Genomic DNA, 6977 nt, shown 5'->3' on the forward strand with positions numbered 1-6977 from the left:
AAGAGCTCAGCGGGTCTACCCTTAACTAAAAGGAGGAATTTGGAATGACACAAACACAGTCAATCATTGAAAAAACAGAACAGTACGGGGCAAAGAACTACCATCCACTACCAATCGTCATCTCGAAAGCGGAAGGTGTATGGGTGACGGATCCGGAAGGCAATAAATTCATGGATATGCTGTCTGCCTATTCAGCAGTGAACCAAGGCCACCGCCATCCGAAAATCATCCAGGCTTTGAAAGACCAAGCTGATCGGGTGACTTTGACGTCGCGCGCTTTCCACAATGACCAATTGGCGCCGTGGTATGAAATGATCTGCAAGATTTCAGGGAAAGAAATGGCTTTGCCGATGAACACGGGAGCGGAAGCTGTCGAAACTGCCATCAAAGCTGCCCGCCGCTGGGCATACGACGTTAAAGGCGTTGAAGAAAACAAAGCAGAAATCATTGCATGCGAAGGCAACTTCCATGGCCGTACGATGACTGCTGTTTCACTTTCATCTGACCCTGAATACCGCAGAGGCTTCGGCCCGATGCTTCCTGGCATCAACATCGTACCGTTCGGTGATTTGGAAGCATTGAAAAATGCCATTACGCCAAACACTGCAGCCTTTCTCATCGAGCCGATCCAAGGCGAAGCCGGGATCATCATGCCGCCAAAAGGCTTCTTAAAAGCAGCGCGCGAACTTTGCCGCGAAAACAATGTTTTGTTCATCGCTGACGAAATCCAGTGTGGCCTTGCACGTACCGGTAAAATGTTCGCTTGCGAATGGGAAGATGTAGATCCGGATATGTACATTCTCGGTAAAGCGCTTGGAGGCGGAGTATTCCCGATTTCTTGTGTCGTCGCGGACAATGAAGTGCTCGGCGTATTCAATCCAGGTTCACACGGCTCCACTTTCGGCGGCAACCCACTAGCATGTGCCGTATCCATTGCTTCCATGCAAGTCATCCAAGACGAAAACCTTACAGGGCGTTCTCAGGAACTCGGCACTTACTTCATGGATGAACTGAAAAAACTCGACCATCCTGTAATCAAAGAAGTACGCGGACGCGGCTTGTTTATCGGAATGGAATTGACTGAAGCTGCGCGTCCTTACTGCGAACAGCTGAAAGAACTCGGGCTTTTGTGCAAAGAAACGCATGATACAGTCATCCGTTTTGCACCGCCATTGATTATCACGAAAGAAGAGCTAGACTGGGCACTAGAGCGTATTCACCAAGTGTTCACAAAATAACAATCGATGTGGCAAATGGAAGTTTGCCATGTTACACTAGATGCGAGTAATTACTAAAATACAAAGAGGCGAAACTAAACAATGGCTGAAAACTTGAACTTGTTGACGTCAACGCAGGATGTCATTAAAATTGCATTGGATAAACTTGGATACGAAGATTCGATGTATGAACTTCTGAAGGAACCGATGCGGATCTTGGAAGTGCGTATCCCGATCCGGATGGACGATGGGAAAACCAAAGTGTTCACGGGATTCCGCGCGCAGCATAACGACGCTGTCGGCCCGACTAAAGGGGGAGTCCGATTCCACCCTGATGTGAACCGCGACGAGGTTATCGCGCTTTCCATGTGGATGACATTGAAATGCGGAATCGTAGACTTGCCATACGGCGGCGGTAAAGGCGGCATCATTTGCGATCCGCGCGAAATGTCCATGCATGAAATCGAAAAGCTGAGCCGTGGCTATGTACGCGCCATTAGCCAGATTGTCGGACCGAACAAGGACATCCCTGCGCCGGATGTATTCACAAACTCGCAAATCATGGCCTGGATGTTCGACGAATACAGCAAGATTGACGAATTCAACTCACCAGGATTCATTACAGGTAAGCCGATTGTGCTGGGCGGCTCACAAGGCCGTGACAAAGCAACTGCACAAGGCGTTACGATCGTGATCAATGAAGCGGCGAAAAAACGCGGACTTGACATGAAAGGCGCACGCGTCGTTATCCAAGGATTTGGTAACGCAGGCAGCTTCTTGGCGAAATTCCTTCACGATGCAGGAGCCAAAGTTGTCGGTATTTCCGATGCTTACGGTGCACTTCACGACCCAGAAGGTTTGGATATCGATTATCTTCTCGACCGCCGCGACAGCTTCGGTACCGTTACAACGCTTTTCGACAATACCATCACCAATAAAGAGTTGTTCGAAATCGACTGTGATATCCTGGTGCCGGCGGCAATCGCCAACCAGATCACAGAAGAAAATGCACACGATATCAAAGCTTCTATCGTAGTCGAAGCTGCAAACGGGCCAACAACGGCTGAAGCAACGAAGATCTTGACAGATCGCGGAATCTTACTGGTCCCTGATGTGCTTGCGAGTTCAGGCGGTGTTACAGTTTCTTACTTTGAATGGGTGCAGAATAACCAAGGTTATTACTGGACGCAGGAAGAAGTTGACGAGAAGCTCGAGAAGAAATTGGTGGAAGCTTTTGAGAACGTATACAATGTAGCTACTAACCGCAATATCGACATGCGCCTTGCCGCTTATATGGTCGGTGCAAGAAGAACTGCAGAAGCCTCACGCTTCCGTGGATGGGTATAAAAAACAACCGCTCGGCTGATGCCGAGCGGTTTTCTTATGCTCAATGTTTTGCTTTTTCAGGATTGAAAATTCATAATGAAATCTGAACGTATATCGGAGGAGGAGATTAGATGAACGCATTTTCTTTCTATAACCCGGTCAAATTGATTTTTGGCAAAGGGCAATTGGAAGCATTGAAAAACGAAGTGCCGAATTATGGCAAAAAAGTATTGGTCGTATACGGCGGAGGCAGCATCAAGAAAAACGGCCTTTACGACGAAGTTATGGCCACGCTAAATGACATGGGCGTTGAAATCCATGAACTTTCTGGCGTTGAGCCAAACCCGCGCCTTTCAACAGCAAAACGCGGAATTGAAATCTGCAAAAAAGAGAATATCGATATGCTGCTTGCAGTTGGCGGCGGTTCTGTCATCGATTGCACGAAACTCATTGCAGCCGGAGCTAAGTACGATGGCGATGCATGGGATTTTGTTACACGCAAAGCAACGCCTGAAGAAGTATTGCCTTTCGGAACAGTCTTGACGTTAGCAGCAACAGGCTCTGAAATGAACGCCGGTTCTGTTATCACGAATGAAGAAACAGAAGAAAAATACGGCTGGGGCAGCCCGTTAACATTCCCTAAATTCTCTATTTTGGACCCAACATACACGAAATCCGTCCCACGCGACCACACAGTATACGGCGTGGTGGACATGATGTCGCACATGTTCGAACAGTATTATCACAATGCAACGAATACACCGGTACAGGACCAGATGATCGAGGGCGTGCTGCGTGCAGTGATTGAGACAGCTCCGAAGCTCATGGAAGACCTTGAAAGCTACGAGCACCGTGAAACGATTCTTTTTGCCGGAACGATGGGACTTAACAACTTCCTGCAAATGGGCTATAACGGAGACTGGGCATCGCATAATATTGAGCATGCGGTCTCTGCGATTTATGACATTCCACATGCAGGCGGCTTGGCAATTTTATTCCCGCAATGGATGCGTCATAACGTTCCAGTTAACCCGTCGCGATTCGCACAAATGGCTACCCGTGTGTTCGGCGTCGATCCATCAAACAAATCTGAAGAACAAATCGCAAACGAAGGAATCGACCGTCTCGTCGAATTCTGGACATCGATTGGCGCTCCAAGCAGCCTGAAAGATTACGACATCGATGATTCCCGTTTCTCGGACATCGTTGACAAAACATTAGTTTATGGCGAGTTCGGCAATTTCAATAAATTGAACGGGGAAGATGTAGAAAAAATTCTACAGGCTTCGCTATAATATAGAAAAAATCCCGATGCATAAGGCATCGGGATTTTTTTATTCGGGTTTCTTCAATGAATCGGGGCGCTTACTTACATGTACCCAGTGTTTTTCCCCGTCATCTGCATCGAGTGAGACAATCACATCATCGACGCTAGGCTGGCTCAAAATAAGTTCAGCCAAACGGTTCTGCAACTCGTCCGCTTCTTTGACGGTTAGATTAGGGTCAACCTCCACCAAAGTTTCAACGTGAAGAAATTCACCCTCTTTAACTACTTCCAATTCACGGATATCTTTGACAGAAGGACGTTCAGAAAGAAGGTGTGCAATGTGATTGACCATCTGTTCATCTGTTTCCCCAATGACACCACGTGCATTATCCAAGAAGATTTTCGTCACAACATAGAACATCATGAAGCCGATTGCAATGGATGCCGCCCCTTCAATTTGCAGGAATCCAGTATAGTGTGCGATCAAAACAGCAACTAGGGCCAGCAAACCACCAGAAGTTGCGACTAAGTCTTCTAAGAAAACCAGTTTTGTAGCTGGTTTTGCACGGTTTAAATGGGTAAAACTTGTAGTAAGTGGAGCAAGTGCTCCGCCTTTCACGCCAGCTTCATGCAGAACTTCTTTACCAGCTTTGTAAAGTACAAACAACTCAAGTAAAATTGCGATTGATAGAACAACAACGCTGATAATAAAGCCTTCTGCTTCCATCGGGTGCAACATTTGGTGCCAGCCCTCACGAATGGTTTCATAAGCCATGATTCCTACAATTAAAACGGCTGCAAGCAAAACTAAGTTTAACAGGCGACCAAAACCATTGGGAAACCTTTTGGTTGGGGCTTTTTTCGATAATGCAGAGCCAATGAAAACAAAATACTGGTTCGCTGCGTCACCGATCGAGTGCATCGTTTCTGCGAACATGGCAACATTTCCGGTAAAAGTAAAGGCGACGCCTTTCATAATAGCAATAAACGTATTGATAAGTGCTGCATAAAGAGATGGTTTATTTCCTCCCTTTAACAATCCGAAAAATTCTCCCAAAAAAACTCCTCCTTTAATTAATCATTTCGATGTCCACTTGCTTTACGCTACTAATAGAAGAAATCTCCCTGTACAGTTCGATAGTTTCTTTTCCTTGTGCGTAAGACATGCGAATCGAAAGTTTGTAATACAAATTTCCATTTTGCTGTTCAGGATGAAGAATCGACAAGTCTTCAATGGTCATACCGCTATGTTTAAGCTCTTCTAACACTTCACTGATAGCTTCCTCTCCAGAAACAAAAATAGTCAGTCTAGCTTCTGTTTGTCTCAGTCGCTTAGGGCCAAAACGAAAAAGGAGGGGAGGTATCACTTCGATGCCAATAAGAACTAGCAAGACAGCGGTCAATGCTTCAATGTAAAAGCCGGCGGCCACGGCAATACCAATTCCGCCAGACCCCCAAATCATTGCTGCTGTAGTTAATCCTGAAATGGAATCATTCCCTCGCTTCAATATAACCCCAGCGCCTAGAAATCCAATACCTGAAACAATTTGTGCTGCGAGCCGTAGCGGATCCATTGTGATATTTACACCTTCATTGCTGCTCGATTCTGCAATATAAGCAGACTCAATTGAAATAATGGTCAATAAACAGCTGAATGTGGCAATGACCATACTTGTCTTCAAACCAACAGGCTTCCTCTTTAATTCCCTTTCTAACCCTATAACTAAACTTAAAACAGCGGCAATCGTTAATTTCATAAATGTCTCGAATGAAGAGATTTCGAGCGCGCTGAAAAATTCCAAGATCACAACCTCCATTTCACTTTGCGGTTGAATGTGAAGCCGGCAAGTGGCAAACTGAAAAGTGATGTCAAAATCTAATTTAGCAAGAGGTGCCTAATGGAAAAGCCAACGATTCACCCTTATATACCCATTCTGATCGGAGTCATCTCAGTGGCGATGTCTGCAATCTTTGTAAAGATGACCACAGCTGATGCAGGCGTCACTGCATTTTACCGGATGTTATTTTCTATTCTATTAATGTCCCCGGTATTCCTCTATAGCTATCTGCCTGAAATAAAGAAACTAAATAGAAGAGACTGGGTATTTTCAGCAATCGCTGGCATCTTCTTGGCTTTTCATTTTATTCTTTGGTTCGAATCACTTAACTATACTTCTGTAGCGAGTTCTACAGTTCTCGTAACTTTGCAGCCTCTTTTTGCATTTGCAGGAACATACTTCTTCTTTAAAGAGCGCCTCTCTGCAAAAACTTTAATATCTGGAGCAGTTGCAATAACAGGAAGCGTTGTTATTGCTTACGGTGACTTCCAAGTAAGCGGAAGTGCATTGTTCGGTGACATACTTGCGCTAATTGCTTGTGCGCTGATTACTGCGTATTTATTATTTGGCCAAGATGTGCGGAAGCGATTGTCTTTAGTGACATACACATTCATTGTGTATAGTTTCAGTACTATATCGCTATTTTTCTATATCATTGCAAAAGAAGAGTCGTTTGGGCCATACCCTAAAGAAGAATGGATGTGGTTCATTCTATTAGCTCTTATCCCAAATCTTCTTGGACACACGCTATTTAATTGGGCAGTGAAGTGGGTGAGCACGAATGTAATATCCATTGCCATTCTATTTGAGCCAGTCGGGGCAGCGATTCTGGCGTATTTTATACTTGGAGAATTGGTCAGCAAATCGCAAATTATAGGAGGGAGTATTGTTATCGCCGGGCTTTTGTTTTTCGTAACCGACTATAAAAAAATTAGAAAAATCTTTTTTCGGAAAAGCGCTTGATTTTTTCAAGCGCCCGGTATATAGTAGTAAATGTCCTCGAAACAAGCCGATAAAAATATTTTGAAATAGTATTGACATCGAGTTTTAAAAAGGATATAGTAATCAAGTCGCCAAAACAAGGCGCACAACATGAACCTTGAAAACTGAACAGCAAAACGTCAACAATACAGCCGCGAGTGATCGCGGCAAACGTACTGATCAGCTTCGGCAGATCAAGCGAATCGCGTGTCTTTCGGGACGGCGATACGCCAGCAACTATTGAGCAATCAATACTACTCTATAATGGAGAGTTTGATCCTGGCTCAGGACGAACGCTGGCGGCGTGCCTAATACATGCAAGTCGAGCGGAGATAGTGGAGCTTGCTC

The 6977-nt window shown here is 45.2% G+C and carries 6 protein-coding genes and 1 rRNA gene; 5 read left to right on the plus strand and 2 right to left on the minus strand.

Going from position 1 to position 6977, the window contains the following annotated elements; translation table 11 throughout:
- Window positions 1-44 precede the first annotated feature (44 nt).
- The 3 genes from DFR62_RS14985 to DFR62_RS14995 all read left to right on the plus strand — a co-directional run bounded on the left by DFR62_RS14985 (window position 45) and on the right by DFR62_RS14995 (window position 3838).
- Window positions 45-1238 (plus strand): ornithine--oxo-acid transaminase, encoded by a 1194-nt coding sequence (locus DFR62_RS14985; RefSeq protein ID WP_121301110.1) that lies wholly within the window; start codon window positions 45-47, stop codon window positions 1236-1238.
- Between the two features lie 81 nt (window positions 1239-1319).
- Window positions 1320-2564, plus strand: a complete 1245-nt coding sequence (locus tag DFR62_RS14990; RefSeq protein WP_058381172.1) for a Glu/Leu/Phe/Val family dehydrogenase — start codon at window positions 1320-1322, stop codon at window positions 2562-2564.
- Window positions 2565-2674: 110 nt separating this feature from the next.
- Complete coding sequence (locus DFR62_RS14995; RefSeq protein ID WP_121301111.1) at window positions 2675-3838, plus strand: iron-containing alcohol dehydrogenase; 1164 nt, start codon at window positions 2675-2677, stop codon at window positions 3836-3838.
- Window positions 3839-3877: 39 nt separating this feature from the next.
- On the opposite strand, the gene DFR62_RS15000 is transcribed toward DFR62_RS14995, so the two are convergent.
- Window positions 3878-4867, minus strand: a complete 990-nt coding sequence (locus DFR62_RS15000) for a cation diffusion facilitator family transporter (protein ID WP_121301112.1) — start codon at window positions 4865-4867, stop codon at window positions 3878-3880.
- 13 nt (window positions 4868-4880) lie between these two features.
- Window positions 4881-5612 carry an MgtC/SapB family protein gene (locus DFR62_RS15005; protein WP_121301113.1) on the minus strand — a complete coding sequence of 244 codons (732 nt, stop codon included), beginning with the start codon at window positions 5610-5612 and terminating at the stop codon, window positions 4881-4883.
- 96 nt (window positions 5613-5708) lie between these two features.
- On the opposite strand from DFR62_RS15005, the gene DFR62_RS15010 reads away from it, so the two are divergent.
- Together DFR62_RS15010 and DFR62_RS15015 are read left to right on the plus strand one after the other, a co-directional pair.
- The gene (locus tag DFR62_RS15010; RefSeq protein WP_121301114.1) at window positions 5709-6611 is read left to right on the plus strand and encodes a DMT family transporter; all 903 of its coding nucleotides are present in this window, start codon (window positions 5709-5711) and stop codon (window positions 6609-6611) included.
- A gap of 279 nt (window positions 6612-6890) precedes the next feature.
- Window positions 6891-6977, plus strand: a 16S ribosomal RNA gene (locus tag DFR62_RS15015); the annotation flags it as partial.

This window comes from Planococcus citreus, from assembly GCF_003664125.1.
GTDB classification, from domain to species: Bacteria; Bacillota; Bacilli; order Bacillales_A; family Planococcaceae; genus Planococcus; species Planococcus citreus.

Coding starts and splice junctions, on each gene's coding strand:
- DFR62_RS14985 (WP_121301110.1), top strand. CDS start 45: ATGACACAAACACAGTCAATCATTGAAAAAACAGAACAGTACGGGGCA.
- DFR62_RS14990 (WP_058381172.1), top strand. CDS start 1,320: ATGGCTGAAAACTTGAACTTGTTGACGTCAACGCAGGATGTCATTAAA.
- DFR62_RS14995 (WP_121301111.1), top strand. CDS start 2,675: ATGAACGCATTTTCTTTCTATAACCCGGTCAAATTGATTTTTGGCAAA.
- DFR62_RS15010 (WP_121301114.1), top strand. CDS start 5,709: ATGGAAAAGCCAACGATTCACCCTTATATACCCATTCTGATCGGAGTC.